The organism is Streptomyces sp. NRRL WC-3618 (assembly GCF_001280005.1).
GTDB lineage: Bacteria > Actinomycetota > Actinomycetes > Streptomycetales > Streptomycetaceae > Streptomyces.
The window spans coordinates 32490-46864 of record NZ_LGDW01000096.1; the positions used below are offsets into that span (position 1 = coordinate 32490).

Consider the following 14375-nt stretch of genomic DNA (forward strand, 5'->3'; position numbering starts at 1 on the left):
ACATCGTGACCGCCATCGACCCCACCGCCCATCTGAGCGCACAGCAGATCGAGGAACTCGGCCGCGAGCTGGACGCCATCCGCGACGAAGTCATCGCCGCCCGCGGCGAGAAAGACGCCGCCTACATCCGCAAGGTCATCTCCGCGCAGCGCAAGCTCGAACTGGTCAGCAGGGGCGTACTCCTGTTCTCGATCTTCCCGCCCGCCTGGCTGATCGGCACCGCCGGTCTGTCCGTGGCGAAGATCATGGACAACATGGAGATCGGCCACAACATCCTGCACGGCCAGTGGGACTGGATGCGGGATCCGAAGATCCACTCCACCACCTGGGACTGGGACCACGTCTCACCGGCCGAACAGTGGAAGCACTCACACAACGAACTGCACCACACGTACACCAACGTCATCGGCAAGGACAACGACCTCGGCTACGGCATCATGCGCGTCGACGAGGACCAGAAATGGCACCCGTTCCACCTCGGCCAGCCGCTGTGGAACTTCCTCAACGCCTGCTTCTTCGAGTACGGCATCGCTGCCTACGACCTGGAACTCGGCAAGAACCTCCACAAGCGCCGCCGCAACAACCCCGAGTTCCGCGCACGCGTCAGGGCTGTGGGCCGCAAGATCCGCAAGCAGGTACTCAAGGACTACGTCATCCACCCGCTGCTCTCGGGTCCGTCGTTCCTCACTACGCTCGCCGCCACCTTCACCGCGAACCTGGTCCGCAACGTCTGGACCCACTCGGTCATCATGTGCGGGCACTTCCCCGAGGGCGTGCAGGTCTTCGAACGCCGCTCGATCAAGGGCGAGACACGCGGCCAGTGGTACCTGCGCCAGATGATGGGCTCAGCGAACATCAGCGGCAGCAAAGCCATGCACTTCATGACCGGCAACCTGTCACACCAGATCGAACACCACCTCTTCCCCGACCTCCCGAGCAACCGCTATGCCGAGGTCGCGGTGAAGGTGCGCGCGCTGTTCGAGAAATACGAGCTCGAGTACGTCACCGGCCCGCTGCCCAAACAAGTACTCTCCGCCTGGCACAAAGTCTTCCGACTCTCACTGCCGAACAAGAAGCCCAAGGTCAAGACACCGGACCGCGAGCAGGACCTCGTCGCCTGGGCCTGACGGTGGTGGTCGGCGGCCCTGAGGCGCCGGGCAGTCTGCTCGCTCCGGCGCCCCCCTCACGGACGCGACCGGCCCCGGTCAGAGGCCGCCGGTGTTGAGCAGTCGGTTGGGGGTGTCGGAGCGTACGCCGTGCAGGGCGCCGCGGGTGGCCGTGTGGTCCAGCCAGGTGTGGACCTGGGGGGCCGTGGCGTGGGGGTGGGCCGACAGGTACAGGGCGATCACGCCGGTCGCGTGCGGTGCGGCCCAGGACGTCGCGCCGCCGTCCTCCGTGGCCGTGCCACCGCCGGCGAGGGCGGCGGTCACCTTCTGGCCGGGGGCGTACAGGTCCACGCACCGCCCGTACCCAGAACCGTAGGAGCCGCCGTCGCTCCACGGGCGGTCGTTCGTCGTGGAGGCCGCCACGACGATCGTGCCGGGGACGCCGGCCGGGGAGTGCTTGCAGGCGTCGTCATGGAAGTTGCCAGCGGACACCACCGTCGGGATCCCCGCGTCGACCATCTTCTTCACGGCGGACTCCAGGGCCGCCGACCGGTGGTCGAGGTTGAGCGACATGTTCACCACCGCGGGCTTCTGCGCGTGCGCGGTGACCCACTTGACCGACTTCACCAGAGCGGCCTCGGCCGCGGCGGGGGTGCCGCCGCCCCCGCTCTCGCACAGGATGCCCTGGACCCGGACGAGTTGTGCCTTGGGCGCCACCCCGTACTTCGCCCCGCCGATGACGCCCGCGACGAACGTGCCGTGGCCGACTCCGTCCTCGCTGAAACAGTCGCCGGAGTCCCGGCCGCCCACGAAGTCGGCTCCCAGGTGGGCGCGTCCACCGAACTCCGTGTGGGCGATGTCCATCCCCGTGTCGATCACATAGACGTGAACGCCCTTGCCCGTGGCGGTGGTGGTGAGCTTTCCGTTCAGGGGCCGCGACCGCTGGTCCAGAATGTCCAGGTTCCACGGCACGCGCCGGGTGACGGGAGCCGCCGCGCTTCGCACCGCCTCGGACGACATGCCCACGACGCCCGACGACACGGGTGCCTTGTCGAACGACACCCCCGCCCCGGAGGACGTCACGGAGGACTCCTTGCCGTGCGCCGGGAGTTGCCCGCCGTTTCCGGCCACCGCCTCGGCGTCGCCGCCGCAGGCCGAGGCCCCGTACACGGTCACGACGGCCATCACCATGAGACCGGCCTTCGTCACGTTCCGCATCACGACGTTCCCCCGCATTCCTGGCTCGCACACAGTCAGCGCACAAGACGAGCACAGCGGACGAGCGGTTCCGGCAGGAACGCGACAGGCATGCGACATGGATGAGGGGAGGGGGCCTCTCGAGCTGCGGAACGACGCTCCTGCGTCGGCGGCGTTGCGTGTTCGTCGAGCCCTTCCACCATCGCGGGCGGACTGCTCCGCGAGCACGCTGTCCGTCAACTCCCTTGCGCCCGCTCGGTTCATGACCTCGTGTCAGCTTTACGCGTCGGGAGCGTCGTCTGCCTGTTTGGGTTTCGGGATGTGTCTGGAATGCGAGACGATGATCACATCAGCGATTCGGGGAAGCTCCTCTTCCGTGTCGCCCCGTCATCCACGCTCGCTACCTACCTGACCGGAAGGCCCGTAGATCAGTGACATCCAGTCTGCTGTTAATCGTCGGCGTCACCGCCGTGATCGTGTGGAGTCAGTTCTCCACGCGGCCACTCCGGTCGCTGACCTACGTGTGGGCCGCCCTCCTCATCGTGCGTGGCTGTGTTCCCCCAGGTCCGAGCCGCACGACCCCGGCCGGTATCGCGTTCCTCGTCGCCGGGCTGATCGTCTCGGTCGTAGCCGGCGTCCTGCGTGGTCGCACCATGCCGCTCTGGCGGGAAGCCGACGGGCGGCTGTACCGCAAGGGGGGCCGGGAGACCCTCCTGCTGTGGCTCGCAACCGTCGCCGGCAAGGTGAGTCTGGGCGCCGTCGCGGAAGTCGCGTTCGGTGAGCCGTTCAACGGCAACGCTCTGTGGCTCGGCCTGGGTGTCACGTTGGGGGTCCAGCATCTGGTGATGACGTCCTACGGCCGTCGTGTGCCGGTATCCGAGTCAACGTCGCCACTATCGACGAATACGCACTGATCAGGGCAGTCGAAGGGCCGTTGGTTCAGAGAAGGCGTCATCGAGCAGGGCCTGGTCTACCTGTTACGCAGAGTCAGGTCAGCCAGAACCGTATGCAGGTGGTTCTGGCCATCGACTGGTAGTGGCGGGTTCGGCTGCGCCCACGATCGGCCTCCGCCGACGGAGATGCCGTGTCCGCCAGGGAAACCTGCCGTCGTCCGACGCGTCGCGAGCTTGCAGACCGAGCGCGGCCGGGTCGATACAGCGGACGCTCAGTGCCCTGGCGGGGGACCTCAGCCGCTATGGGCGACCGGCGGCGGATGAGGCAGATGAGTCCGTGGGCCTGGAGCCGTCGGAGTGTCTGGGTGAGCGTCTTGCGGGAGATGCCGCGATCAGCTGGATCAGCTCGCCATGGCGCACCGGGACCGAAGCCACTCATGGGCGCCAAGGCACCCGCGCCAGGGGTACCTGCTGGTTCCTGTCCGAAATCTGGCCTGGGTTCACTCACCAAGGCTGTCCGCGACATCGACGTCGTGCTCGACACGGTCGGCGGCGACACCGTCGAGCGGTCACTCGACGTGCTCCGCCCAGGCGGTCACCTGGTGACACCGGTCGCCGAGGAGGATTCAAAGCTCGCGGCCAAGTGCGAGGCGGCCGGTATGCGGTCAGCGGCATCGCGGTCGACCCCGATCCGGTCGCGCTGCGCGGTCTCGTCTCACTCGTCGAACAGGGCAGGCTCCGGGTCCATGTGCAACCAGATCTTCCCGTTCGAACGCGTCGTCGACGCGCATCGGCTGCACGGGGCGGTCACCTCCAGGGCAAGCTCGTGGTCACCGTCTGATCCCGTCGGGCAGGCTGACCACCAACCGCCCGTCGGCCCCCTCAGGACGGCACGGCCGGACACCTGGTGCCGCGTGGTGGCACCGTCAGCGTGGTCAGGTAGCCGTCGACGGCCTGTTCCATGCAGGGGCCGTTGGTGACACTGCCGTGGCCATGGCCCTCGTAGGTCAGGAGCACGCCGCTGCGGCCCAGTTGCCGGGCCACCGAGACCGCCCAGGGGTAGCCGGTGGCGGGATCGTGGAGGGCGTTGGACACCAGGATCGGCGGCGCGCCGCGGGCCGCCAGGTGGTGCTGTGGGTTGGTGGTCGGCGCGCCCAGACACGCCGCTGTCATCTGGAGCGGCAGCAGTGCGGGCAGGTCGGGTGCGGTCCTGCTCATCATTCGGACAAGTGAGGTGTATTCCTGGTAGTCGTGCACCGGCAGACGCCAGTCCGCGCAGAAGACGGGGGCCGTGGACGGAAGCGGCGACACCGAGGTGGGCGAGGCGGTGAGCGGGCTGCTCGACGCCATCCCGGCGATGTCCTTCGCCAGGCCCGCGTAGTCGACGACGTAGAACTTTCTGAAGGCGACTCTGTTGACAAGATCCGGTGAAGAGAGAGGGGTTCGCGGCTTGGCGGGGTTCTCCAGCTCGCCGCGGTGCGCCCGGGCCAGCAGCCCCTGCCAGACCGTACGGACGTCACGGCCGTGCAATGCGCAGGCCGAGTTGTCGGCGCACCATTTCACGAACTCGGCGAAGGAGTCCTGTGCCGAGGCTGCCGTGGACCGCAGGAACTCACGGGTGGTGGAGACGCTGTGGTCCATCACGCTCTCCAGCACCATCGCCCGCACCCGGTGCGGATAGGTCTCCGCGTACTGCGCGCCGAGCAGTGTGCCGTACGAGCTGCCGTGGAAGGTCAGTTCGGCCTCGCCGAGGGCGGCCCGCAGGGCATCCAGGTCCTTGACCGTCTGGGCGGTGTCAAGGTGGTCGAACACCGGGCCGGTGCGTGCCCGGCAGTCGGCGCGCAGCCGCTTGTTGTAGGCCAGGGTGGCGTCGAAGTCCGCCTGGCTCGTCAGCTCGGGTGACGGCCGCTGGGCGAGCAGGTCACTGGAACAGGTCACCGGATTGCTGCGGCCCACGCCGCGCGGGTCGAAGCTGACGATGTCGAAATCGCGGCGAATCTCGGGACTGAACCGGCTGATGCCGCCGACCACCCGCTCCACTCCCGAGTCGCCGGGACCTCCAGGGCCGAACACCATCGAGCCGACGCGCGCCCCGGGTTCGGTGGCCTGACGGCGGGCCACGGCCAGACCGAACGTCGGTCCGCCCGGGTGGGCCCAGTCGATCGGCACCGTGAGGGTGGCGCACTCAGCGCCCGGGGTGTCCGGGGCGTCGCACGGCGCCCATTGGAGGGCTCCGGCGGTCACCGGCGCCGCGTTCGCGAGGGGTGCGGCGGCGAACCCGGTGACGGCGGCGATCGCGGTCACCGCGGCCATGGCCGTGCTCCGTACGGCGACGCGGCGTAACGCGAACCTGCCTTGTAACAGCATGAATCATCCTCCGGACATGGCGTGGCGTGAGTGATCCGCACAAGAAATGTGCCGACCCGGTCGGGGCTCCCTCGACCACGCTAGGCGCACTGGCGACCGCCCGGCCCCCTTGTCAGGGGCCGTTCCGGGGCGCGTCAGGGACGACTCAGGGGCGACTCGGGGCGAACCAGGCCCCGCGCCACGGCCCGTCCGCCCCCAGCTCCACAGATTGAGGTCTGTCATGCATGCGTCCGAGCTGAGTCGGCGTTCCGTTCTCGCCGGAACCGCGGCCACCGCTGCGCTCGTCGGCCTCCCGTCCCTCCATGCCCAGGCCGCGGAAACCATGGTCGGGGCACCGGATTCGTCACCGGAGTGGTGTTCCATCCCGCTGTGCGAGGGCTCGCCTACGCCCGTACCGACATGGGCGGCGCCTACCGCTGGGACGACGGCGCGGCCCGCTGGATCCCGCTGCTGGACTGGCTCAGCCAGGACGACCAGAACCTCCTCGGCGTCGAGTCCCTGGCCATCGACCCCGCCAGCCCGGACCGCCTCTACCTCGCCCTCGGCACCTACGCCCAGCCGTGGGCGGGCAACGGCGCGGTCCTGCGCTCCGACGACCGCGGGGCGACCTGGACCCGTACCGACCTCAAAGTGAAGCTCGGCTCCAACGAGGACGGCCGGGGCACGGGTGAGCGCCTCCTCGTGGACCCGCGCGACAGTGACACCCTGTGGCTGGGCACCCGGCACGACGGCCTCCTCAAGTCGACGGACCGGGGCGCCACTTGGAGCGCCGCGACGGGCTTCCCGCCTGCCCCCAGCGCCTCCGGCCAGGGCGTCACCCTTCTCGTCGCCGCCGAGCGCACCCTGTACGCCGGCTGGGGTGACGGCGACGGCACCTCGGCCGCTGTCACCTTGTACAGCACCACCGACGGCACCACGTGGGTACCCGTCGCCGGGCAGCCGGCCGGACCCGAGGCCAAGATGCCGATGCGGGCCGCGTACGACAGCCGGCGCCAGGGAGCTGTACGTGACGTACGCCAACGCCCCGGCCCCAACGGCCAGTCCAACGGCAGCGTGCGCAAACTGGCCACCACCACCGGTACGTGGACCGATGTCACCCGTGAAGCCCGGCGGCTCCGACGGCTTCGGATACGGCGGGGCCGCCGTCGATCCCCAGCGCACCGGCACCGTCGTCGTCTCCACCAACAACCGCTGGTCGTCGGGCGACACCCTGTTCCGGACCACCGACGGAGGCCGGACCTGGACCTCTCTCAAGGACTCGGCGACCATCGACGCGTCGGAGTTCCCTTTCCTGAAGTGGGGCAAGGACGCGCCGACGTTCGGCTGGTGGATCCAGATGGTCGCCATCGACCCGTACGACTCCCAGCACATCGTCTACGGCACCGGCGCCACCCTCTACGGCACCCCGCGACCTGAAGAAGTGGGCCCCGCAGATCCGCGGCCTGGAGGAGACGTCGGTGCTCTTCCTGATCTCACCCCCGACCGGCCAGGCACACCTGCTCAGCGGCTCACGGGACATCGGCACGCTGTACCACGACCGTCTCACGGCGTCTCCGGCCGGCGGCCTGGCGACCAACCCGGTCTTCATCACCGCCGCGGGCCTCGCGCAGGCCGCGAACAAGCCGTCCTACGTGGTCCGTTCGGGTAACGGTGACAACAGCAACGGTGCCTACTCCAACGACGGCGGGCAGACCTGGGCGCTGTTCGCCTCCCAGCCCGCCATCGCCAAGGAGGCGGCGGGGCCGATCGCCACCACCGCCGACGGTGGCGTGCTGGTGTGGTCCTTCGTGCGCGGGGACGGCTCGAAGCACCCGGCCCAGCGCTCCGGGAACAACGGCGCCACCTGGTCCGAGGTCTCCTCCTTTCCCATCGGCGCCACACCGGTGGCGGACCCGGCCGACTCCTCGGTCCTGTACGCGTTCGACACCGGCACGGGAGTGCTGTTCGCCAGCACCGACAAGGGGCTGACGTTCACAGCCCGGGCCACCGGACTCCCCTCCGGTGACCCCGGGTTCCAGTTGGTCGCCGCGCCGGGACGCTCCGGCGATCTGTGGCTCAGCGCCAAGAGCAACGGGCTGTACCGGTCCACCAACGGCGGCTGGTCCTTCATGAGGGTCGCGAGCTGCGAGGCCTCGTACACGCTCGGGTTCGGCGCGGCTGCCAACGACGCCTCCTACCTCTCGGTCTACCAGGTCGCCACGGTGCGGGGCGTCACCGGCGTCTACCGCTCCGACGACGCCGCGACGACCTGGCGACGCATCAACGACCACCAGCACTAGTGGGGTTGGATCGGTCAGGCCATCACCGGGGACCCCCGCATTCCCGGCATGGTGTACCTGGCCACCAACGGCCGGGCATCCAGTTCGGGCAGTCCGCCTGACACTCCCGTACGAGGCCGAGTGTGCGATCGGGAGCTCCGGCTGTATGGCATGTGATCCATGCCATACAGCCGGGGTGCATAGCGGGGGGCGGGCCAGTGTCTTAGTGAAGGGTGCAGGGGGTTCGCGGTCGTGCGGCGGCGCGTGGTGGTCGATCGATCGATGGGTCAACCGCCCCTCGTCATGGGGGACTGGGGAAAGGCCGGTGAGTCCGGCAGGGGGGCAAGGGGCCATGCCGATGGGGCAGTTGCGGGCCGGCGAGTTCGACCGCTTCGTGGCGGCCCGGTGGTCGGTGTTGCTTCACCTGGCGCGGCTGCTGACGGGTGGTGACCGGCACCGAGCCGAGGATCTGCTGCAAGAGGCGCTGGTCAAGCTCTGGTTCGCCTGGCCGAAGGTGGGCGAGCAGGCGCCCGAGGCATACGTGCGCAAGGTCCTGGCCCGTGCCGCGGCCCGCTCGGCACGGCGTCGCTGGTGGGGCGAGTACCCCGTGGAGCAGCTGCCCGATCCGCCCGAAGCGGCGGACGCGACCGCCGCCGTGGACGAACGGACCCGGCTGGAGGCGATGTTGGCGTTGCTGCCGGCGCGGCAGCGCACCGCGGTCGTGCTGCGTTACTACCAGGATCTGCCCGAGCGGCAGGTCGCCGAGGTGTTGGGGTGTCCGGTGGGCACCGCCCGTTCTCTGACGGCGCGCGGGGTCGCGCGTCTGCGGCTGCTTCTGTCCGACGCGGTCGAACCGGTGGAGTGAAGAAGGAGCGATGGATCACTTCGAGCAGGACCTGGCCCGGATGATGCGTGACAGCCGGCAGGACACGCCGTACGAAGACCGGCACCGACACCGTCTGCGAACTGCCGTGCGTGCCCGGCAGCGGTCCCGGACGGCGTGGCTGGCCACCGGTTCCGCGCTGGCCGTCGCCGGGCTCGGAGTCGGGCTGATGGTCCTGGCGAGCTCTGTCGCTCAAGGTGGTACGGCGCCCCGGCCCCGCCCCGTCACCTCCGCCGAGTCGGTCACGGGGCCGCCGGTGGTGCGCCCGGCGTCGACCGCCGGGGAGGGTGCCGAGCCGGACTTCACGCCCACCACTTTGCCGCCGGTGCCGTATCGCCCCACCACGAACGGAAAGCCCAGCACGTGATCCTCGAGAACACGCCCGCGTCCGTCCCCGACGCGGGGAACGCGGTGGATCGTCCGCCGATCCCCTGGCAGCGGCGGCTGCGCGGTTTCGGGTACGTCGGGCACGCGCACCCGTCCGTGTACGACCGCCTGGTCGCGCCCTTTCCCGCAACCCGGTCCCGTCTTTGGAACGCGCTCGGGCTGTCCCCGTCGGCGGCGCGCTGGTCGGGATGGGGCGGGCCGCTCCTGGTGGCGTTGCTCGCCGGGCTGCCGCGCTTCTGGCGTCTGGGCGGTCCGCACGCGGTGGTGTTCGACGAGACGTACTACGCCAAGGACGGCTGGTCGTTGCTGCGGCTCGGTTACGAGGGCACCTGGCCGGACCGCACGATCGCCGACCCGCAGATCCTGGCCGATCCGCAGGTGATCTCGCTCTCCGACACCGGCGCCTTCGTCGCGCATCCGCCCATGGGCAAGTGGGTGATAGCCGTCGGGGAGTGGATGTTCGGTCTCACGCCTTTCGGCTGGCGCTTCATGACGGCGGTCCTCGGCACCCTGTCGGTGCTGATGCTGTGCCGGGTGGGGCGTCGTCTGTTCCGTTCGTCGCTGCTGGGCTGCCTCGCCGGGGCGCTGATGGCGGTGGACGGCCTGCACTACGTGATGAGCCGCACCGCTCTGCTCGACCTCGTCGTCATGTTCTTCGTACTGGCGGCGTTCGCGAGCCTGCTCGTCGACCGCGACCAGGCGCGCGCCCGGCTCGCGGCGGCGCTGCCGGCCGACGAGGACGGCCGGGTACGCCCGGACGCGCACACCGGTGATCACGCCGGGACGGGAGTGCGGCCCTGGCGAGTGGCAGCGGGCGGCTTCCTGGGGCTGGCGGCGTCGACCAAGTGGAACGGTCTGTACTTCCTCGTCTTCTTCGTGGTCCTCACCGTGCTGTGGGATGTCGGCACGCGCCGGGTGGCGGGGGCTCGCCGCCCTTACCTCGCGGTACTGCGCAAGGACCTCGGCTGGTCGGTACTGTCCGTCGTTCCGGTCGCCGTCGTGACGTATCTGGCGACATGGACCGGCTGGTTCCTGTCGAACGACGGCTACGGACGCCACTGGGCGGACGGCCGGGGCGGCGCCTGGTCGTGGATTCCGGCACCGTTGCGCAGCCTGTGGCATTACGAGTCGGGGGTGTACCGGTTCAACATCGGTCTGCACATTCCGCACAAGTACCAGTCGAATCCATGGAGTTGGCCGGTTCAGGGCCGACCTGTGCTGTTCCACTACCAGTCACCGGAACCCGGCACCGACGGCTGCCACTCGACGACCGACTGCTCACAGTCGGTCCTCGCCCTGGGCACACCGCTGCTGTGGTGGGCGGCGTGCTGCGCGCTCGTGTATCTGCTGTACCGGTGGGCGCTGCGCCGCGACTGGCGTGCGGGCGCCGTCCTGTGCGCGGTGGGTGCCGGTTATCTGCCGTGGTTCCTGTACCAGGACCGCACGATCTTCTCGTTCTACGCGATCGTCTTCCTGCCGTACCTGTGCCTGGCCGTCACCATGATGCTGGGGGCTCTGCTGGGTCCGCCGGGCGCGGCTCACGGTCGCCGGGTGCGTGGTGCGGTGGCTGCCGGTGTGCTCGTCCTGCTCATCGCCTGGAACTTCATCTACTTCTTCCCGATCTACTCCGGGCAGACGATCCCGTACGCCGACTGGCACACCAGGATGTGGCTCGACAGCTGGATCTGAGCCCTGCGCGCCGGGTACGTACGGATTTACTCCGCAAGCCTCTGAGGCTCCGACGGGTGCGCCCGTCGGAGCCTCAGTGCCGTCAGGCCAGGCCGAACCGCTCGGCGTGCACCTGCAAGGGGGGAACCTGCAGACCGCGCAGGGAGGTGAGTACGGCCGAGGTCATCGCGGGCGGGCCGCAGACGTACACGTCGCGTTCCATGATGTCGGGAACCAGGGCGCGGAGGTTCTCCGGCTCGAACGGCGGGCTTCCCTCGCCCGTGCGGCCGGTGAGCAGGTGCAGTTGCCCGCCGAGGCCCGTGACCAGATTTCGTACCTCGTCGAGCAGCACGGCGTCGGCCTCGCTGCGCACCCGGTAGAGGACGACGACGTCACCGGCCGGTTCCTCCTCCAGCAGGGCCCGAACCGGCGTGATCCCCACACCTCCGGCGATCAGCAGGGTGCCGGGCCGGGTGCGGTGCAGTGAGGTGAACGCCCCGTACGGTCCTTCGACGAACGCGCGGGTACCGACCGGGAGATGCCGCAGCCCGGCGCTGGCGCTGCCGGCCGCCTTGGCCGTCAGGCGCAGCGTGCGGCCGTCGGGCGCCGCCGACAGCGAGAAGGGGTTGGCCAGCCACCAGTGGTTGTGCCCGGGGAACCGCCAGATGCAGAACTGGCCCGCCATGGCCGGCAGCTTGTCGAGGTGACGGCCGGTGACGTACACCGACACCACGTCGTCCGACTCCGCCACCACGTTCACGACCTCGAACCGGTGATAGGCGTTGCGCCGCAGGGGCATCACGATCCGTCCCGTGATCAGGGCGCCGAACGCGAACAGCCACAGGGCCCACCAGTAGGTCTTCGCGAAGGCGGAGGAGGTGAACGTCGTGGTCTCCTGCAACTGGTGGACGAACGCCAGGCCCAACGCGATGTACAGCAGCAGGTGTACGCCGTGCCACGTCTCGTACCGCAGCCGCTGCCGTACCTGTCGGGCGGAGACCGCGCCGATCGCGACGACGATCGCGGCGGCCCCCATCCCGAGCAGGGAGGCGGGTACGCCGGCGAGCGAGAAGAACGTCTTCGTCATCGACGTGTTGGAGAGCTGCGCGTAGCCCAGCACCACCAGCACGGCGTGGGTGAGGATGGTCCACAGCAGGGTGAAGCCGACCCAGCGGTGCCACACCGTCAGCCGGTCCATGCCGATACGGCGGTCGAGCCACGGCAGCCGGGCCACCAGCAGCAGTTGGAACAGCATCAGCACCGAGGCGTGCAGCCCGAAGAACTTGGCGACGGTGAGCACCCCGTTCTTGCCGGTCCCGGCGGTGAGGAACAAGGCCTCGACGATCACCAGATTGACGATGACAAACGTCCACAGCGCCCATCGCGCCGCGACCACCGGAGGTATGGTGCCTTGCCGCACCTGTGTAGTTGTCGCCTCCACCGCTTCCCCTTATTTGTTCATGTGGCGCATGCGCGCCCGACGCAGCGAGGTCGTGAGGCCCCGAGCGTCCTGATCCGATACGGCCCCTGAGCGGGGCAAGAATACGGAACTTGGCGAGAAGTAGGCCCTACTTGGCCTCAACTGTTCTTGTTCCGAGATCGGCACGCCGGCCGAGCTGACCACGCGTGCCTCGTGGGGTGCCCTGCGACCGTCGCAGGGCGCCCCCTTGTTTCCTCTCCATCACCCTCGTGACGCGCCGAAGGCGTCGCCGCGAGGGTTGGTTCAGTGGCCCTGGCAGCAGGAACCGCCCGACGCCCGGCCGGCGCCCAGCGTCTTCATGCCCCGCGCCGCCTCGGCCCGGGCCCGGCCCGTGTCCGACTTCGCCTCGTGGACCACGCGTCCGGAGACCAGGGTGTACTGGACCTTCGTGGCGCGGATCTCCTTCACGGGCACCTTGGTGATGTCCTGGTCGAGGACGACCAGATCGGCCCGTCGGCCCGGCCGAACGGTTCCCGAGTTCCCGTCGTGCAGTTGGTACGCCGCGCCGGCCGTGTGCATGGCCAGCGACTGGAACCGGGTCAGCGCTTCGCGGGTGTTGAGGGGCGGCTGGTTCTCCGCGGGGTTGCTGCGGTCGATGGCGGTGGCGATCTGGGTGAAGGGAAGCAGCGGGTCGACGGGCCAGTCCGAGCCGCCGGCCAGCAGGGCCCCCGCCCTGGCCAGGCTGTGAGCCGGGTACAGGCGCGCGTATCGCTCCGGCCCGACGTAGGGCCGCAGCGCGTCGTTCGTGAACGAGGAGGGCATCGCCCACTGCAACTGCATGCTCGCCACCACTCCGGCGCGTGCGAAGCGCCGGTAGTCGTCCGGGTGCACCAGCTGGAGGTGGGTGATGGTGTGCCGCCGGGAAGCATGACCGTGGTGGGCGACGGCCTCGTAGGCGTTCAGGGCTGTACGGACGGCGCGGTCACCGATGGCGTGGGCGTGCATCTGCCAGCCGTCCGCGTCCAGGGCGCGTACGAGATCCCGGTAGTCCCTGTCGCTGACGTGCAGGGGACCAAGGTTGTCGGTCGGCCTGCCCTGGGCGTCCAGGTACGGGTCCAGCAGGGCGGCGCTCTGCGCCGGGAACTCCATCACGCCGTCGAGGAACACCTTGACCGTGGTGAGCCGCAGCCTGGCCGGTCCGGCGAACCGCCCGCGTACGCCGCGCAGGTACTCGGCCGCCTCCTTGGGCTTCTTGGCGAGTTCCGCGTCGATCACCAGCGCGGGAGTGACGTGCTGCGGCAGCAGCCCCCTGGCCATGAGGTCCGCGTAGGTCTTGACGGACTCCTCGGCGCTCGAGGCGTCGAGGAAGGACGTGATGCCGGCGGCCAGGAGCATGCCGGCCATCTTGACCTGGGCGGCGAGAATCAGCTCGGCACTCGGCGCGGGGATCACCCCGGAGACGAGCCCTTGTGCGTCGTCCTTGAGCAGACCGGTCGGTTCCCGGTTGGCGTCCCGGACGATCTGTCCGCCCACGGGGTCGGGCGTGTTGCGGTCGATTCCCGCGAGGGCGAGTGCCCTGCTGTTGACGAGGCTGTTGTGGAAGTCGGAGCCCTGTAGGTGGATCGGGCGCCGGGTGTTGAGCGAGTCGAGGAGCGACTTGTCGCCCACGGTGCCCGCGGGCAGCAGTCCGACGGGGTTCCAGTCGGCCACCTGGAGCCAGCCGTCCGGTTCCTGCGCCGCCGAGGCGTCCAGCAACTCCTGGAGTTTCGCGCGGAACTGCGGAATCGTCATGCTCACGTTGCCCAGCGACGGATTCAGGGACTGCGCGGCCGCTCCGAGCGGGTGCATGTGCCCGTCCTGGATGCCCGGCATGACCGTTCCGCCGTCGGCGTCGATGACGACGGTACGGGGGCCGATGCGACGGCAGATGTCCGTGTTCCTACCGACCGCGAGAACCTTTCCGTCGCTGCCGACGGCCACCGCCTGCGCCGGCGTGTCGCCCCAGGCACCGGTGAACACCCGCCCGTTCAGCACGACGGTGGCCACCCGCACCGGCGCGCTCCCGGTCGAGGCCTGGGCGGCGGTACCGGCGCCGGCCACCGTGAGGGCGCCCGCGCCGGCCGCGGCCAGGAACGTCCTGCGGTGCAGGGGGCCGACCGCGGGTGTCTCTGAGGTGCCGGGAAGAACAACTGACAT

10 protein-coding genes and 2 pseudogenes are annotated in these 14375 nt (G+C 69.6%); 7 read left to right on the forward strand and 5 right to left on the reverse strand.

Annotation, left to right across the window (positions count from 1 at the left end):
* The first annotated feature begins 5 nt into the window (after positions 1 to 5).
* Positions 6 to 1127 (forward strand): fatty acid desaturase family protein, encoded by a 1122-nt coding sequence (locus ADL01_RS12260; RefSeq protein WP_053741980.1) that lies wholly within the window; start codon positions 6 to 8, stop codon positions 1125 to 1127.
* 78 nt (positions 1128 to 1205) lie between these two features.
* On the opposite strand, the gene ADL01_RS12265 is transcribed toward ADL01_RS12260, so the two are convergent.
* Positions 1206 to 2324 carry a S8 family peptidase gene (locus ADL01_RS12265; RefSeq protein WP_053741981.1) on the reverse strand — a complete coding sequence of 373 codons (1119 nt, stop codon included), beginning with the start codon at positions 2322 to 2324 and terminating at the stop codon, positions 1206 to 1208.
* Between the two features lie 410 nt (positions 2325 to 2734).
* On the opposite strand from ADL01_RS12265, the gene ADL01_RS12270 reads away from it, so the two are divergent.
* A complete protein-coding gene (locus ADL01_RS12270) occupies positions 2735 to 3217 on the forward strand; it encodes a hypothetical protein (protein WP_053741982.1) in 483 nt (160 codons plus the stop codon).
* A 265-nt stretch (positions 3218 to 3482) separates the two neighbouring features.
* On the opposite strand, the pseudogene ADL01_RS47745 reads toward ADL01_RS12270, so the two are convergent.
* Positions 3483 to 3619, reverse strand: a pseudogene (locus ADL01_RS47745) (winged helix-turn-helix transcriptional regulator); the annotation flags it as partial.
* A 14-nt stretch (positions 3620 to 3633) separates the two neighbouring features.
* Here ADL01_RS47745 and ADL01_RS43630 point away from each other — a divergent pair.
* A complete protein-coding gene (locus tag ADL01_RS43630) occupies positions 3634 to 4176 on the forward strand; it encodes a zinc-binding dehydrogenase (protein ID WP_234354605.1) in 543 nt (180 codons plus the stop codon).
* On the opposite strand, the gene ADL01_RS12275 is transcribed toward ADL01_RS43630, so the two are convergent.
* Complete coding sequence (locus ADL01_RS12275) at positions 4079 to 5509, reverse strand: alpha/beta hydrolase (RefSeq protein WP_420719711.1); 1431 nt, start codon at positions 5507 to 5509, stop codon at positions 4079 to 4081. The two genes, ADL01_RS43630 and ADL01_RS12275, sit on opposite strands and share 98 nt — an antisense overlap.
* Before the next feature lie 274 nt (positions 5510 to 5783).
* Here ADL01_RS12275 and ADL01_RS12280 point away from each other — a divergent pair.
* From ADL01_RS12280 to ADL01_RS12295, 4 genes and pseudogenes are all read left to right on the forward strand, one after another.
* A pseudogene (locus ADL01_RS12280) lies at positions 5784 to 7998 on the forward strand (1,4-beta-glucanase).
* A gap of 181 nt (positions 7999 to 8179) precedes the next feature.
* Entirely contained in the window at positions 8180 to 8686 is a 507-nt protein-coding gene (locus tag ADL01_RS12285; protein WP_053742019.1) for a SigE family RNA polymerase sigma factor, read from the forward strand.
* A gap of 10 nt (positions 8687 to 8696) precedes the next feature.
* A complete protein-coding gene (locus ADL01_RS12290) occupies positions 8697 to 9071 on the forward strand; it encodes a hypothetical protein (RefSeq protein ID WP_053741984.1) in 375 nt (124 codons plus the stop codon).
* Positions 9068 to 10780 (forward strand): dolichyl-phosphate-mannose--protein mannosyltransferase, encoded by a 1713-nt coding sequence (locus tag ADL01_RS12295; protein ID WP_420719712.1) that lies wholly within the window; start codon positions 9068 to 9070, stop codon positions 10778 to 10780. The genes ADL01_RS12290 and ADL01_RS12295 overlap by 4 nt, the downstream gene beginning before the upstream one ends.
* An 82-nt stretch (positions 10781 to 10862) precedes the next feature.
* Here ADL01_RS12295 and ADL01_RS12300 read toward each other — a convergent pair whose 3' ends face one another.
* Positions 10863 to 12155 (reverse strand): ferric reductase-like transmembrane domain-containing protein, encoded by a 1293-nt coding sequence (locus tag ADL01_RS12300; RefSeq protein ID WP_234354609.1) that lies wholly within the window; start codon positions 12153 to 12155, stop codon positions 10863 to 10865.
* Positions 12156 to 12482: 327 nt separating this feature from the next.
* Positions 12483 to 14375, reverse strand: coding sequence for an amidohydrolase (locus tag ADL01_RS12305; protein ID WP_053741986.1), 1893 nt, complete (start codon positions 14373 to 14375; stop codon positions 12483 to 12485).

Bases quoted from the DNA above. Each gene is read 5' to 3' on its own strand.
- ADL01_RS12265 (WP_053741981.1), bottom strand. From the start codon at position 2,324: ATGCGGAACGTGACGAAGGCCGGTCTCATGGTGATGGCCGTCGTGACC.
- ADL01_RS43630 (WP_234354605.1), top strand. From the start codon at position 3,634: ATGGGCGCCAAGGCACCCGCGCCAGGGGTACCTGCTGGTTCCTGTCCG.
- ADL01_RS12275 (WP_420719711.1), bottom strand. From the start codon at position 5,509: ATGGCCGCGGTGACCGCGATCGCCGCCGTCACCGGGTTCGCCGCCGCA.
- ADL01_RS12285 (WP_053742019.1), top strand. From the start codon at position 8,180: ATGGGGCAGTTGCGGGCCGGCGAGTTCGACCGCTTCGTGGCGGCCCGG.
- ADL01_RS12290 (WP_053741984.1), top strand. From the start codon at position 8,697: ATGGATCACTTCGAGCAGGACCTGGCCCGGATGATGCGTGACAGCCGG.
- ADL01_RS12305 (WP_053741986.1), bottom strand. From the start codon at position 14,375: ATGTCAGTTGTTCTTCCCGGCACCTCAGAGACACCCGCGGTCGGCCCC.